Origin of the sequence: Oceanobacter mangrovi (assembly GCF_019740315.1) — a bacterium.
GTDB lineage: Bacteria > Pseudomonadota > Gammaproteobacteria > Pseudomonadales > Oceanobacteraceae > Oceanobacter > Oceanobacter mangrovi.
Genome location: NZ_JAHXZR010000007.1, coordinates 1 through 14,185 on the forward strand (window position 1 = coordinate 1; position 14,185 = coordinate 14,185).

At 53.1% G+C, this 14,185-nt stretch carries 14 protein-coding genes; 9 read left to right on the plus strand and 5 right to left on the minus strand.

Annotated elements, in window-relative coordinates; genetic code table 11:
• The first annotated feature begins 266 nt into the window (after window positions 1–266).
• Together queC and queE are read left to right on the plus strand one after the other, a co-directional pair.
• Window positions 267–929 carry a 7-cyano-7-deazaguanine synthase QueC gene (gene queC / locus K6123_RS14570; RefSeq protein WP_221798989.1) on the plus strand — a complete coding sequence of 221 codons (663 nt, stop codon included), beginning with the start codon at window positions 267–269 and terminating at the stop codon, window positions 927–929.
• A 1-nt stretch (window position 930) separates the two neighbouring features.
• A complete protein-coding gene (gene queE, locus K6123_RS14575; protein ID WP_221798990.1) occupies window positions 931–1,626 on the plus strand; it encodes a 7-carboxy-7-deazaguanine synthase in 696 nt (231 codons plus the stop codon).
• 26 nt (window positions 1,627–1,652) lie between these two features.
• Here the strand turns inward: queE and K6123_RS14580 are convergent, their stop codons facing one another.
• Both K6123_RS14580 and K6123_RS14585 read right to left on the minus strand, forming a co-directional pair.
• Window positions 1,653–2,621 carry an alcohol dehydrogenase catalytic domain-containing protein gene (locus tag K6123_RS14580; RefSeq protein WP_221798991.1) on the minus strand — a complete coding sequence of 323 codons (969 nt, stop codon included), beginning with the start codon at window positions 2,619–2,621 and terminating at the stop codon, window positions 1,653–1,655.
• Window positions 2,622–3,524: a LysR family transcriptional regulator gene (locus K6123_RS14585; RefSeq protein ID WP_221798992.1), complete on the minus strand. Its 903-nt coding sequence runs from the start codon at window positions 3,522–3,524 to the stop codon at window positions 2,622–2,624. It lies immediately after the preceding gene.
• A 134-nt stretch (window positions 3,525–3,658) separates the two neighbouring features.
• Here K6123_RS14585 and K6123_RS14590 point away from each other — a divergent pair, with 134 nt between their 5' ends.
• The 5 genes from K6123_RS14590 (at window position 3,659) to argF (ending at window position 7,630) form a co-directional block, all read left to right on the plus strand.
• The gene (locus K6123_RS14590; RefSeq protein WP_221798993.1) at window positions 3,659–3,988 is read left to right on the plus strand and encodes a MaoP family protein; all 330 of its coding nucleotides are present in this window, start codon (window positions 3,659–3,661) and stop codon (window positions 3,986–3,988) included.
• Complete coding sequence (locus tag K6123_RS14595; protein ID WP_221798994.1) at window positions 3,981–4,400, plus strand: ATP-dependent zinc protease family protein; 420 nt, start codon at window positions 3,981–3,983, stop codon at window positions 4,398–4,400. Before K6123_RS14590 ends, K6123_RS14595 begins: the two co-directional genes overlap by 8 nt.
• Before the next feature lie 5 nt (window positions 4,401–4,405).
• Window positions 4,406–5,311: a 30S ribosomal protein S6--L-glutamate ligase gene (rimK, locus tag K6123_RS14600; RefSeq protein WP_221798997.1), complete on the plus strand. Its 906-nt coding sequence runs from the start codon at window positions 4,406–4,408 to the stop codon at window positions 5,309–5,311.
• Between the two features lie 226 nt (window positions 5,312–5,537).
• Window positions 5,538–6,704, plus strand: a complete 1,167-nt coding sequence (locus K6123_RS14605) for an aspartate aminotransferase family protein (RefSeq protein WP_221798999.1) — start codon at window positions 5,538–5,540, stop codon at window positions 6,702–6,704.
• Between the two features lie 11 nt (window positions 6,705–6,715).
• Window positions 6,716–7,630, plus strand: a complete 915-nt coding sequence (gene argF, locus K6123_RS14610; RefSeq protein WP_221799441.1) for an ornithine carbamoyltransferase — start codon at window positions 6,716–6,718, stop codon at window positions 7,628–7,630.
• Window positions 7,631–7,664: 34 nt separating this feature from the next.
• Here argF and K6123_RS14615 read toward each other — a convergent pair whose 3' ends face one another.
• A complete protein-coding gene (locus tag K6123_RS14615) occupies window positions 7,665–8,681 on the minus strand; it encodes a GGDEF domain-containing protein (protein WP_246624833.1) in 1,017 nt (338 codons plus the stop codon).
• A gap of 142 nt (window positions 8,682–8,823) precedes the next feature.
• Here K6123_RS14615 and K6123_RS14620 point away from each other — a divergent pair, with 142 nt between their 5' ends.
• Window positions 8,824–10,368, plus strand: coding sequence for a methyl-accepting chemotaxis protein (locus tag K6123_RS14620; protein ID WP_221799003.1), 1,545 nt, complete (start codon window positions 8,824–8,826; stop codon window positions 10,366–10,368).
• Window positions 10,369–10,421: 53 nt separating this feature from the next.
• Window positions 10,422–11,375: a LysR family transcriptional regulator gene (locus tag K6123_RS14625; protein WP_221799005.1), complete on the plus strand. Its 954-nt coding sequence runs from the start codon at window positions 10,422–10,424 to the stop codon at window positions 11,373–11,375.
• On the opposite strand, the gene K6123_RS14630 is transcribed toward K6123_RS14625, so the two are convergent.
• Both K6123_RS14630 and K6123_RS14635 read right to left on the minus strand, forming a co-directional pair.
• The gene (locus K6123_RS14630) at window positions 11,338–12,795 is read right to left on the minus strand and encodes an ATP-binding protein (RefSeq protein WP_221799006.1); all 1,458 of its coding nucleotides are present in this window, start codon (window positions 12,793–12,795) and stop codon (window positions 11,338–11,340) included. The genes K6123_RS14625 and K6123_RS14630 overlap by 38 nt on opposite strands.
• A 17-nt stretch (window positions 12,796–12,812) precedes the next feature.
• Window positions 12,813–13,553, minus strand: coding sequence for a response regulator (locus K6123_RS14635; RefSeq protein ID WP_281423945.1), 741 nt, complete (start codon window positions 13,551–13,553; stop codon window positions 12,813–12,815).
• Window positions 13,554–14,185: the final 632 nt, after the last annotated feature.

Consider the following 14,185-nt stretch of genomic DNA (forward strand, 5'->3'; position numbering starts at 1 on the left):
CTACAAACATCCAGGAGACTCAAAAGAATCCGGCGACCCGAGCGGTTAAACACACTCTTTTCGCCGTCCTTCGCTGCCGAAGCAGTGAAGAGGCGCGCATTATAGGGACGCCTCATTTTGAGTCAATAGCCCAGGGAAACTTTTTTCGAATTCGTATATTATCAACGGCCTTGATACAGGTGGCTGGTTCCGACTCATCGGATCGAGCTGTTGCCATAACACGTCGCGCAGACTGTTTTTCTACGCGACTGAACCCTGGAGTTCCCATGTCTGAAAAAGCGGTTGTCATCTATTCCGGCGGAATGGATTCATTCACCATTCTCCACAAAGCCCATAAAGAAGGTTATGAGTTGTATCCACTCACCTTTGATTACGGTCAGAAGCACAGTAAGGAAATTCGCTTCGCCTCATCGGTGTGCGAAGAATTAAAGTTGCCACACCGCATTATCGACATCACTGCAATCAATCAGTTACTGCAAAGCTCTTCGCTCACGTCCTCTATTGATATCCCGGAAGGTCACTACGAAGACGAAAACATGAAGTCGACCATGGTGCCTAACCGCAACATGATTCTGCTGTCACTGGCGATTGGCTACGCCGTTGATATCGGTGCCAGCAAAGTCTTTTATGGTGCTCACAGTGGTGACCACGCGATCTACCCGGATTGTCGCCCTGAGTTTGTTCATGCCATGAACGATGTTGCGAAAATCGCCAACTATCAGGCAGTCGAAATCGTCACTCCATACTTGACCTCCGACAAAATCGGTATTCTGAAAGACGGTCTGGCAATGGGGCTGGACTACGGCAAGAGCTGGACCTGTTACAACGGCCGCGAAAAGGCCTGCGGTAAGTGTGGATCCTGCGTTGAGCGGCTGGAAGCTTTTGAGCTAAACGGCACAACCGACCCACTCGCCTACGAAGACGCCTGAGATGTCCGCTTTATATAAGGTCAAAGAAGCCTTTTATACGTTACAGGGAGAAGGCGCCCAATCCGGCAGACCTGCGGTTTTCTGCCGTTTCAGTAAATGCAATCTCTGGAATGGCAAGGAATCTGGCCGCGAGGCCGCTGTCTGCAAATTTTGCGACACAGACTTTATTGGTACCGATGGCCAGAACGGCGGCAGTTATTCCGCAAGGGAGTTGATCAGTCTGTTGACTTCCCTTTGGCCAGACATGTCTCAGGGAAAACCATATGTTGTTTGTACTGGTGGTGAACCAGCCCTGCAATTGGATGAAACACTGGTCCAACAGCTGCACCAGGCGGGGTTTGAAATTGCGGTTGAAACCAATGGTACCTTGCCACTACCAGCCGGCATCGACTGGATCTGTCTGAGCCCCAAAGGAACTTCCAATATCGTCTTGCAGCGCTGCAATGAACTTAAACTGGTTTTCCCTCAACCAGATAACCAGCCTGACGACTTCCTGAACATTGAAGCCGATCATCGTTACCTGCAGCCAATTGACGAACAGGCAGTCCGCACGACAGCAGATAGCACCTCACTGATCCAACTGTTCCAGCTGGATCAACAGCAAGCGTCCCCCACTGCTCAGACCGTTGCCTACTGCCTGGCCAATCCGGTGTGGAAAATCAGCCTGCAAACCCATAAATGGATGGGAATCGACTGATTCCCATCCGGTAGAAACAAGGTTGCTTACCAGACAAAAGCAACCTTGTCTCGCAGCTTTCCGGCTTCATATTCTGTGTGGATCGACTTCGCTTCGGCCATTGCCACAACCCGGGGTTCAGGCAATAACAACTTACCTTCTACTAGCAACCGCGTGAGGGTTGCCAGACGAATGCCATAAGCGTCGTAACCCTTACCTGTCAGTATCGGAATCAGGCTGAACACGGCGTTCAATGCCAGGCCCTTGCCATGAGCCAGCGCCAACTGATGTTCACCACGAGCATTGATCGTTACCACATCGCCGTAAAAGTCAGCCAACCCTAGCGCCTGCTGTAAGGCCGTACCGCCGAAAGTATCAACGACGCAAGGAAAAGTGGTTCCGTTCTGGATCAACGAGTCAACCTCAGCGTGGGATATCGCCTGAACGCCCAATTGCTGCAAGTCATCGATTCGTTCAGGAGAACCGGCCGTTCCAGTGACATTCATTCCGGCGGCCAGCGCCAACTGAACCACACAACGGCCAACGCCACCCGATGCACCCAACACCATAATCGGCATGCCAGGTTCAACGGGGAAACGCTCCATAACCTCCAGAGCAGTCAAGCCAACAACCGATGCACCTGCAGCCTGTTCCGGTGAAATATTGGCAGGACGACGAGCCAACCAGCGAGCATCCGCCAGCGTATATTCTGAACAGGCGCCCCAATATTGTTTGACACCACCACAAAGCCCGAAAACCTGATCGCCCGGCGCGAATCCATTGACGCCCTCGCCAACTTCAACGACTTCTCCGGCCATCTCAACACCGATAGTGCGACTGTCACTCAGCAAAGGAGCCAAACCTGCACGGATTTTGGTATCCAGCGGATTAAAACCTGCTGCTACTACCTTGATTAGCAATTGGCCAACCGCTGGCGATGGAATATCCACTTGCCCCAGCCCAAGAACATCTGGAGCGCCGGTGCTTTTAACCAGTAATGCTTTTGAAAGTGGCATCTAGCCTCCTAGCCCCAGCTCTTCCGGGTCGAGTTTTTTCAGTATGGGATGAGAATTTGAAGCGGCGCCAGCAATTTGTCTTACCACGGTATCCACCAGATGCTCGATGCCACTATTAGACTGATAGCTGACATACACAGTGCGGGAAATGACCGGGGCGTCTTCAACCACAAATAACTCCTCGCGCTCCAGATGTGGAGCCACCAGCGCCATTGGCAAATAGGCCGCACCACCGCGGGCTAACAAGCAATCGAGTGCAATTCGTCCGGTATTGGTCAGAATCTGCTGGTTCGGCTGTGTTTTGATCTGTCGATTGTGCTGATTCAGGAACGAACTCCCCCACTCCACCATCACGTAGCCTTCACCAACCGCGTCCGCTGCTGTCGCATTGTTACTGGTGCTAAACAGATATAAAGGAAGATGCGCCACCTCCAGAGTTGTCAGTTCATCAACCTTGGGCGCATCAAACAGAAACGCCATGTCGAGAGTCCGTTCGAGCACCTGCCGAATCAGGTTGGCACTACTATGAGCCAATGCACTGACGGCAAGTCCGTCAACACTGTCGATCAGATCGGCAACATGATGTTGCAGAAAACCATCCCACAAATTCGGAGTTGCACCAACCGCCAGCTGGCGTTGCTGGCCATCCACCGAAGCGACTTCCTGACGGATTTTCTGCTCCAGTTTGACGGTGCTTTCAGCCAGCGGCATCAGCTTTTCTCCAGCCGCCGTCAGCTGGATATTATTACGCTGCCGGCTAAAGAGCTCGACACCCAGAAGGCTCTCAAGCTGGCGCACCCGAAAACTGACCGCAGACTGGGTCAGATACAGATTTTCCGCCGCACGGCCAAAATGCCGGGTACGGGAAACCTCCATAAAGGTTTTGAGCAGTTCAGTATCCATTCAACCAATTAATGTATTCGTTACGATAAGTATTTTTTGTTTTACCACGTTAGTAGCGCTGACCATACTCCGCCGAAACAGGCCCGGCGTCCAGTTACCCGGATCTTATAAGTTGTTATCAGGGGAACCAAGCCATGAGTTTTGACAGCCCTAAAAAGTTTTTTGACGACATCAACTTCCCGCGCGGATTCCACCGCTCCGGAGACTTCACCCGTGCCCAGGCTGATATTCTGGAAAGCAAGGGTGCGGTGCTGAAGGCTCTGCATGATGGCAGCCAGCCACCAGCTGATGACGTTGAAGAACGTTTTTTGCAGGTATGTCACGGGGATGCACAACCACAATCCGATGTGGAAAAGGCATGGACCCGTTATTTATCCGCCTTGCGTCGTAAACAGGTGTATTTTACTGCATCTTCTGCAGCAGTAACTGATGGAGCGACCGAGACAGCCGATAGCGATGACTAAACCCGCTATTGGTTACCTGGAACAGGTTAACCTGCCCGACCTTGGCGTCATCTGTCATGCCAAGGTTGATACCGGTGCCTGCTCCAGCAGCATTCATGCAGAAAATATCGAGATCTTTGATCACGACGGAGAAGAGTGGGTTCGATTCCATATATTATTCCGCCGCGGAGAACTCCCGCTCGACCAGATTTGCGAAGCGCCGGTTGTCAGCCGTAAACGGATTGCCAGCTCTAACGGTTCTCGCAGCTACCGTTATGTCATCCGAACCCGGATTCAACTGGCCGATCAATGCTGGCCGATTGAGCTGAATCTGAGTCACCGGGGTAGCATGAGCTATCCTATGCTTCTTGGCCGGGAAGCCTTTGCCGGCCGCTTCGTTGTTGATGTCGAACACACTTACCTGAGCAACTGATTAACATGAAAATCGCGATTCTGTCGCGCAACCCACGACTCTATTCGACTCGTCGACTGGTGGAGGCCGGGGAAGCGCGTGGCCATGAAATGGTCGTCCTCGATACCCTGCACTGCTATATGAACATCAATAGCAGAGAGCCTTCGATGCACTATCAGGGCAACGCCCTGCATGGTTTTGACGCGGTGATCCCGCGTATCGGTGCCTCTATTACATTTTATGGCACCGCGGTACTGCGCCAGTTTGAAATGCTGGGCGTGTATCCCTTGAATGAATCCGTTGCCATCAGCCGTTCGCGTGACAAGCTGCGCTCCATGCAATTGTTGTCGCGTAAAGGTATTGGCATGCCGATTACCGGTTTTGCCCACAGCCCGGACGATATTCCCGACCTGATCCAGATGGTTGGCGGCGCACCGCTGGTGATCAAATTACTCGAAGGTACCCAGGGTATTGGCGTCGTCCTGGCAGAAACCCGCAAGGCCGCAGAAAGTGTGATCGAAGCCTTTATGGGCCTGAAAGCCAATATCATGGTGCAGGAATTCATCAAGGAAGCCGGTGGCGCCGATATTCGCTGTTTTGTGGTTGGTGACCGCGTTGTTGCTGCCATGAAACGCCAGGCTGCCGAGGGCGAGTTCCGCTCCAACCTGCACCGTGGCGGTACCGCCAAACTGGTCAAGATTTCACCGGAAGAGCGATCCACCGCGGTACGTGCTGCCCGCACCATGGGCCTGAATGTCGCCGGTGTGGATATCCTGCGCTCCAACCATGGCCCGGTGGTTATGGAAGTGAATTCCTCTCCCGGTATTCAGGGAATTGAAGAAGCCACCGGTATTGATGTGGCCAGCAAAATCATGATGTTTATTGAAAAAACTGCGCGTACTCACAATACCCGCACCCGGGGTCAGGGATGATCCACAACTGCTTGTGTAACGCTCATTCCGGGTTTGATTCGATTTAACCCAGCCCTTACCGAATATAATTCGGATAACTGGTGATTTTCTTACTGAAAATTGCTCCAGAACGCCACAAAATCCGAAGTTGATCCGCAAGCGTTTACTTCCCGCAGCGGCTTTCGTATATTCAAACCCTACCGGGCAGCCATGGCTGCCCTTTTGCGTTTAAAGGAATCCATCCTGTATGTCAGCAATTATGAACACCTATGGCCGGCTGCCTGTGACCTTTGTGTCTGGTGAAGGCAGCTGGATCAAGGATACCGAGGGCAAAACCTATCTGGATGCTCTGTGTGGTATCGCAGTGACCGGCCTGGGCCATGCCCACCCGGCGGTTGTGAACGCCCTGACCACCCAGGGCAGTCAGTTGATCCACACTTCCAACCTGTATGGTATTGAACGCCAACAGGAATTGGCCGATGCCCTGACTCGCATTTCAGGCATGGACAAGGTGTTCTTTGGCAACTCAGGTGCTGAAGCCAACGAAGCCGCTATCAAGCTGGCACGTAAATATGGCCATCAGCGTGGCATTTCCGAACCTGTCATCATGGTAATGACCAAGGCATTCCATGGCCGTACTATGGGCACTCTGCCCGCGACTGGTAATGCCAAGGCACAGGAAGGTTTCGGACCGCTGCTGGGCGGTTTTATCCGGGTTCCCTACAACGATCTGGAAACCCTCACCAAAGTGGCCAAGGCCAACAGCAACGTGGTTGCCGTGATGCTGGAAACCGTTCAGGGTGAAGGTGGTCTGGCTACCGCCAGCCTCGAATACCTGCAAGGTGTGCGCGAGCTGTGTAGCGCCAACGAATGGCTGATGATGGTTGATGAAGTCCAGACCGGTAACGGCCGTACCGGCAGCTACTTCTCTTACCAGCAGCTGGGCTTTGTACCCGACGTCGTCACAACCGCCAAAGGTCTCGGCAACGGTCTGCCAATCGGCGCCTGTCTGGCCCGCGGTGTCGCTGCTGACGTATTGCAACCTGGTAGCCATGGCAGTACCTACGGCGGTAACCCTCTGTGTTCTGCGGTCGCCCTCGCCGTAGTGAATACCATTGAGCAGGAAGGCCTGTGTAATAACGTCCTCGAAATGGGCGAATACCTCGCAACGGCTTTCCGTCAGCGCCTGCAAGGCAACGGCAAGCTGGTCGATATTCGCGGCCGTGGCCTGATGATTGGTCTGGTGATGAATCAGGACTGCCCACAGCTGGTCGCCAAGGCGCTGGAAAAAGGCATTCTGATCAATGTCACCGCAGGCAACGTCATTCGTTTGTTGCCAGCCCTGAACCTGAACAAGCAAGATGCCGACAAGATCGTAGAACTTGTCTGCGAGCTTATTGATACACTCGAATAAAAGACCAAGGAATTGCCGTGAGACACTTTCTGACCCTGATGGATTTGTCGTCAGAGGAGCTGAACCAGGTTTTGCAGCGGGCTATCGAACTCAAGGCCATGCAGCATCGTCACGAGGTTTACGAACCATTCAAAAACCAGGTACTGGGGATGATTTTTGAAAAATCATCCACCCGTACCCGGGTATCCTTTGAAGCCGGTATGGCACAACTGGGCGGCTCCGCGATTTTCCTGTCGCCGCGCGATACCCAGCTGGGTCGCGGTGAGCCCATCGAAGACAGTGCCCGCGTTCTGTCTCGCATGGTTGATATCATCATGATTCGTACCTTCGATCATGCCAGCCTTGAGCTGTTTGCCCAATACTCTCAGGTACCTGTGATCAACGCCCTGACAGATGATTTCCATCCCTGTCAGCTGCTTGCGGACATGCAAACCTTTCTGGAACAACGCGGATCCATCAAAGGCAAAACCGTGGCCTGGATTGGCGATGGCAACAACATGTGCCAATCCTATATGAACGCGGCACGCCAATTTGGCTTTCAGCTGCGCATTGCCGCTCCAGAGGGCTTTGATCCCAAGCCGGAAATGATGACGAAATGCCAGGGCCATGTGACCATCACACGCTCGCCGGAAGAAGCCGTTGCTGGTGCCCATCTGGTGGTGACGGATGTATGGGCATCCATGGGCCAGGAAGAAGAACAAAAAGAGCGCGAACGCAAGTTCAAGGGCTATCAGGTTTCTGAGCAGCTGCTCGATCTGGCTGACCCGGAAGTGCTGTTTATGCACTGCCTGCCAGCCCACCGTGGCGAAGAAATCAGCATGACTCTGCTGGATGACCCTCGCGCAGTGGTTTGGGAGGAAGCAGAAAACCGCCTTCATGCCCAGAAAGCCCTGATGGAGTTCCTGCTCAAGGAAGCCCAGCAATAAAAAGCGGGCGAGAAATTGCAGCAACGCCCGGGAGCTATCCCGCGGCGTCGTCTGCCGCCAACCGATTACCGCCCTGCTGCTGTGCGGTTGAAGCCTGGTAACCCGCCCGATCCAGTAACCGCTCAATCGATTCCGGTGGACGATACTCGACCATTCCGACCGATACGGTCAGCTGGACAGTGTTGTTGTCAAACCGGCTGTGTTCAATCGCCTCCCGAATACGCTCAATCACCTGGCTGCCCCCCAGCAAATGAGCACCTGTCAGCAAGACACCAAAATGCCCCACAGCCAGGCTTGCAACCTGATCAACTTCCCGTACACAGGCCAACATTAGCTGCCCCAACTCACTCATTACGGTTTCCGTCGACCACTCGCCATTGTTCTCCCGCAAGCTTTCGAGTTGATCAACATCGATTAAAGCCACAACAAAGGCTTTACCCTCACGATTATGAAGGGCTTTTTCACCCGTTAATGCACGCACAAAAGAACGCCGATTTATCAACCCGGTAATATCATCACGCAAGGAAAGCTCTTCAATACGTGCCAATGCTGCCTTGATTTCACGACTTTTCTTGCTGCTGGCTTGCCGTAATAACACCATTTCCCGGCCGATCAGGCCAATCGCCAGAGCCGTTAATACAAAGGATAAACTGACCAATAATTCCAGCCGCCAGTCAGCCAATTCATATCCGCTGTTTCGAAAATAGAAAATCAGTGATAAATAAATACCAGCGACGCCAAAACAGGTAGCAATAAATGGCCGCCAGCCCATCCCAAGCACCCCAAACGGTAACAGCGCCAGATATGCCAGCATCATGACAAAACGCAGTTCCGGCGACAGCAGAATAGACAGCGAAACAAACAGAATGGACCAGCCGATAAACAACAGCGTCAGGCCAGGATCCTTGTAATGCAAGGCCTTGCCACTCAATGACCAATAACTGATCAAACAATTACCGGTCCAGAAAGTAACCACTAATTCAATTTCACCAACCGGGCTAATGTCCAGCAAACGATTGCCGATAACGTATACCAGAGTGAACAGAACCATCCCGATCAAGGCCAGAATCTGTCGTCTGTATATGTTGTGGTGCTGAGATTCCGCCACAAATACATCCTTATTTGAGGGAAACACGGCAGAACACGCCAGATTGACTATAGTACTTAAGACCATAAATATCCGGGCACTGACCATGCGAAATAACCAACCGGTAACGGACCGGGAAATACCACTGTCAGAAGACAAACCTCTGGTTTCATCGACCAATTTAAAAGGGGTTATCACCCATTGCAACGATGCGTTCGTGCAAATCAGTGGATTCAGCAAAGATGAGCTTATTGGTAGCCCACACAACCTGATTCGCCATCCGGATATGCCGGAAGCAGCTTTCGCTGACATGTGGCAAACGCTTAAACGAGGCCAACACTGGATCGGGCTGGTAAAGAACCGCGCCAAAAGCGGTGACTACTATTGGGTTGATGCCTATGTTACGCCGGTCTATGAACATGGTCAGGTAGTTGGTTATGAATCTGTACGGGTGAAACCAAGCCGCGAACAGATCCAGCGAGCAGAACAGGCATACGCCAGACTGCGTGCCGGAAAATCGCCGCTGCCTGTCAGCAGCAAACTGAAAGTTGAACAGCTGATCGCCGCACTCTGCCTGGCGGCGATAGTGCTGCTGTGGCTGGCCTCGCCGTCGGCGCTACTCGCCGGTTTGTCGAGTCTGCTGATTGCACTGGTTGCATTCGGCCAGCTCCAGCAAGCCAGCAGTCTGAGTCAGCAATCGGAAAAGGTAATCCAGAATCCCCTGACCGCCTGGATCTACACAGGCCAAACGGGCACCAAAGGGGCTGTTGAAATGGCCCTGTTTACACTGCAACGACGTCTGCAGACCACCCTGGTGCGTATCAACCTCAATACTCACGAATTACTGGATGCCAGCACGCAAACACTCACCAGCGCAGGTCAGACCCGTGACAGTGTCCACAAACAGCACGAATACACCCGCAAGGTCGAAAGTAACAGCCTGCACATCTCCGGCAACGCCAGCGCCATCGCCGAGGCATCAGAAGATACCCGCAGCAGTACTGATCAGACCCTGCGGATTGCCGCCAATGGTGAAGATGAAGTCTCCGGCATGGTGACAGAAACCAATGCTCTGAAAGGCAAGCTGCAATCCACTGCAACAGCTGTTAGCCAACTGGCAACGGAAATTCAGGCAGTGAATGGTTTCCTCAAGGCGATTACCGATATTGCCGAGCAAACCAACCTGCTGGCCTTAAACGCCGCCATTGAATCAGCCCGAGCCGGTGAACAGGGCCGTGGTTTTGCGGTGGTCGCGGACGAGGTACGCAACCTGGCCAAACGCACCCAGGAGTCCGCCGGTCAGATCCAGACCATTGTCAATGGCCTCAACCTCAGTACCAATGAGGCGGTCGCCTCCATCAACCAGGGCCAGGAATCCCTCGAAGACACCCTGCTGCGCAGCCAGCGGGTGAATGATCTGTTTGCTGACATTCGTAATTCACTGATCGAGGTCCAACGCATCGCCGCACGTAACTCCGAGCTGTCGCGCGAGCAAAACCATTCAGTGGAACAGATTCAGGCTCACCTCAGTGAACTGCAGAAGCTGTCTGATCTCGCTGATAGTCAAATCGACCTGCTTCATCAGAGCTGTGCAGGGTCTGCCACACTGTCGCAAGAACAGGCCAGTATTGTGCAGCGCTTCCAGAATTGATCCTGAAGAACTATCATGAAGGGCCCGCCCCTTCATGAGCACAATTCATCAGCATGCTGGAAATCAAACACCTGCGCACCCTGCTTGCGCTGCGTGACGGCGGCAGCCTGGTAGAGGCTGCCCAAAGACTGCACCTGACCCAGTCTGCTCTCTCGCACCAGTTAAAAGATCTCGAAGACCGTCTTGGGGTAGGTCTGTTTGTCAGGAAATCCCGCCCATTACGATTTACCCGAGCCGGACTGGAACTGCTGCAAACCGCAGATCAGGTATTGCCACGCCTGCGTCAATGTGAGCTCAATCTGAAAAAACTCGCCAATGGTGAAAGTGGCCGCCTGCACATGGTGATCGAATGCCACAGCTGCTTTGACTGGCTGATGCAAGCGATCAACAAATATCGTGATCAATGGCCCGAGGTGGAAATCGACCTCAGTACCGCTTTCAACTTTGATCCATTGCCGGCGTTGATTCGCGGTGACGTCGATCTGGTCATCACCTCTGACCCGGTCGAAGATGAACGTATTTTCTATCAGCCGCTGTTTCGTTATCAGTCGCTGCTGGCGGTATCCAACCAGCATGAGCTGGCCAGTCAGAGCAAGATCCAGCCGGACGACCTGCTCCAGCAAACCTTGATTCACTATCCGGTTGATCGCAGCAAGCTGGACATCTTCCAGCGCTTCCTGACTCCTGAAGGGCTTGAACCACTGGCAACCCGGGAAACCGAACTGACGCTGATGATGGTGCAACTGGTGGCCAGTGGCCGCGGTGTCGCCTGCCTGCCGAACTGGGCACTACAGCCGTATCTGGAAAACAAGCTGGTGAAAGCCTTGCCACTGGGTGACGGTGTCTGGCCAACCCTCTATGCCGCCATTCGCAGCGAACAGCAGGGAGCGGCCTTTATGAATGATTTTCTGCAGTTGTCAGTGACAACCTGTTTTGATCAACTGAAAGGGATTGAGCCAGCTAAGGAGCTCAGGAATCCTGATGAAAACGCGGCCAGACCAGACTGAAACGAGCGCCACCAAGATCATCACTGCGACCGACCATGGCGCGGCCGGAATGCCAGTAGGTAATCCGCCGCACAATCGACAGCCCCAGCCCATAGCCACCTGAGCTGCGGGTGCGGCTGTCATCCAGCCGGGCAAAGGGTACAAAGACCTTGCTCCACTGATCTTCCGGAATACCTGGGCCATCATCCTCAACATCGACCCGGCAACTGTTATCGGTGAATACACAGCTGACCCGCACCTGACTGCTGGCATAACGACAGGCATTACCCACCAGATTCTGGATTGCCCGATGCAGATATCTGGGTTCAGCCTCACCCCAGGCGTTGTCGGCTTCGTCAGCTGGCTTGTAGATCACCTCAACACGAGCCGTTAAACGGGTTTCTTCAACCACCTGACGAGCAACATCTTCAATATCAATACGCTGAAATTCCAGCAAAGGACCGCCTTCTTCCAACCGCGCATAAGTCAGAATTTCGTCAATCAACTGATCCAGTTCGTGCAAGTCGCTGTCCATGCCCTTGAGCTGCTTTTTCTGATAAGGCGTTTCCGCTTCATCCTCCATGATCTGCACACCAAAGCGCAGCCGCGCGACGGGTGTCCGCAACTCATGGGAAACCGCCCGTAACATTTCACGCTGGATGCCGATCAAACGCTGGATGTGATCCGCCATGCGGTTAAAGGAATCGGCCAGACTGGCAACAGAGTTGGTTTCATCAATGGCCGCCCGGGCCGACAAATGGCCCTGGGCCAGCCGTTGGGTCATTTGTTCCAGCTGGCGTAAGCCCCCCTCCAGCCGTGCAATCAGGTGATACACCACCAGCGCCAGTAGCAATAATCCAAACACCAGATTCACCAGCCACCGGACCGTATGATCCGGAGCCTGATAGGCAACCGGGGAAAAGCGGAATTGTGGCTGACCAGCCACTTCCAGCACACTCACCTCACTCCCCGTAAGCTGCTGCAGCTGCTGGCGTTGCTGCTGAATGGCATCGGCGGTTGTCGCCACTGGCAACAAGCCCGGTACCACACTGACAAAGGACTGCCAGATATCACTCGCCAGCGGGGTTTTCATACGTACCGACAGTACCGAGCCTGATTGTGGCGACGAAACAAGAGGAATCAGAGCGGCTACATAGTCATCATCAACACCGACAATCGAATTGCCATGCTGCAAACGATAACGTTCAAAACCGGACAGCCGTTCCAGCGGCACACTGGTAACACTGAACAAACTGGATTGATAGCTACGAAGCTGGCCCTGGGGGGCCAGCAGATTGACCCAGGCTGGTCCGAACTGCGCTTCCCAGAAACGCTTTTCATCAACCAGCCGGGCCCAGCTCAATGTCAACCAGCACACCCCGGCGACCACAAGCAGCGACAGCAACAAGGTCGCATAGGTGCGCAAAAACATTTTGCTCATGATGAGAAAGATCTGACTCAGATTTCCTTGACGAATAGATAGCCCTTGCTGCGCACCGTTTTGATACGTCGAGGGTTCATTGGATCATCACCCACTTTCGGGCGAATACGGGAAACCCGCACGTCGATGGAGCGATCCTGTCCATCGTATTCAATGCCACGTAACTGATGGAAAATCTCCTCGCGTGTCAGCACACGACCGGCGCTTTTGCTGAGCAACCACAACAGATCAAATTCTGCACTGGTCAAATCGATACTGCGACCATCCAGCCAGGCTTCGCGCATGGCACTGTCAACCACCAGATTGCCAAAGGTCAGGCGGTTTTCCTGGCTGCTCTCTTCTTTAACCGGCTCAGCCACATCGTGAATCCGGCGCAAAAGGGCACGAATACGGGCCAGCAATACGCGTGGGCGTACTGGTTTGGCAACATAGTCATCAGCGCCCATTTCCAGGCCTAACACCTGATCGAGATCCTCGGTGCGGGCGGTCAGCATCAGAATCGGTCCGCGATAATGAGGACGAACCAGACGACACACAGCCAGTCCATCTTCCCCCGGCAACATCAGGTCCAATACCACCAGATCCGGCTGTTCAGACTTGATCCGCTCGATGGCTCGCGCACCATCACCTTCTATTGAGACTTTCAGGCCGTTACTTTCCAGATAGTCTTTTGTCAAAGCAGCCAGTCTTTCATCGTCTTCAACAATCAATATGCGCCAGTTTTCATCAGAGTCGTGCATCAGGGCCTCATTTGCCATTGGTTGTATCTCCAGTATTGGCCTTATTCTAGTTACGGCAGCAGCTGCAAACTAACGATCATTACCTACAAAACACACAAACTGTGGTTATACATGTTAATAAAACACTGTAGCCCATTCAGGTAATGATCCTTACAACGCAGATAACAGAAGGCGCAATTACTGCGGGCTTTCCCTAACTTTAGACGCAAAAACAACGAAATGCACAAAAACTTACTGATGATTAATATCCTGTATCTTTTGTCACAAGCCCGGTTAATAAGGGCTCCAGAGCGCTAGTCACAAATCGCGCACAAGTTACTCTGCAACGACCAACAAGTCGTGCACACCTTATCCACACCCGCAACAGTCAACACACAATATATGGGGTTGAATCGGCAGCCGAGGCCCATTATCTTGTGTCGCTTCTCCACGGTCAGACGTTCAGAAACGTCAGGTTTCTTCCATCAAGAATGAACAAGCCCTTGCTATCAAGCTGTTACTCACCGCATAAAAGCAATCACAAACAGGTGTTAAACTACGCCACCGTTTGCGCTTGCCGGTTGGCAGTGGTGGGACACCGGATGATACTCCCGGGCGTGTCCGTGGTCAGATACTGAACACCGACACATCCCGGCTCGCCAACCAGACAG

Excerpts from the sequence above, each read along its gene's own strand:
- queC (WP_221798989.1), top strand. The coding sequence starts at position 267 with ATGTCTGAAAAAGCGGTTGTCATCTATTCCGGCGGAATGGATTCATTC.
- queE (WP_221798990.1), top strand. The coding sequence starts at position 931 with ATGTCCGCTTTATATAAGGTCAAAGAAGCCTTTTATACGTTACAGGGA.
- K6123_RS14580 (WP_221798991.1), bottom strand. The coding sequence starts at position 2,621 with ATGCCACTTTCAAAAGCATTACTGGTTAAAAGCACCGGCGCTCCAGAT.
- K6123_RS14585 (WP_221798992.1), bottom strand. The coding sequence starts at position 3,524 with ATGGATACTGAACTGCTCAAAACCTTTATGGAGGTTTCCCGTACCCGG.
- K6123_RS14590 (WP_221798993.1), top strand. The coding sequence starts at position 3,659 with ATGAGTTTTGACAGCCCTAAAAAGTTTTTTGACGACATCAACTTCCCG.
- K6123_RS14595 (WP_221798994.1), top strand. The coding sequence starts at position 3,981 with ATGACTAAACCCGCTATTGGTTACCTGGAACAGGTTAACCTGCCCGAC.
- rimK (WP_221798997.1), top strand. The coding sequence starts at position 4,406 with ATGAAAATCGCGATTCTGTCGCGCAACCCACGACTCTATTCGACTCGT.
- K6123_RS14605 (WP_221798999.1), top strand. The coding sequence starts at position 5,538 with ATGTCAGCAATTATGAACACCTATGGCCGGCTGCCTGTGACCTTTGTG.
- K6123_RS14615 (WP_246624833.1), bottom strand. The coding sequence starts at position 8,681 with ATGGTTCTGTTCACTCTGGTATACGTTATCGGCAATCGTTTGCTGGAC.
- K6123_RS14620 (WP_221799003.1), top strand. The coding sequence starts at position 8,824 with ATGCGAAATAACCAACCGGTAACGGACCGGGAAATACCACTGTCAGAA.
- K6123_RS14625 (WP_221799005.1), top strand. The coding sequence starts at position 10,422 with ATGCTGGAAATCAAACACCTGCGCACCCTGCTTGCGCTGCGTGACGGC.
- K6123_RS14630 (WP_221799006.1), bottom strand. The coding sequence starts at position 12,795 with ATGAGCAAAATGTTTTTGCGCACCTATGCGACCTTGTTGCTGTCGCTG.
- K6123_RS14635 (WP_281423945.1), bottom strand. The coding sequence starts at position 13,553 with ATGGCAAATGAGGCCCTGATGCACGACTCTGATGAAAACTGGCGCATA.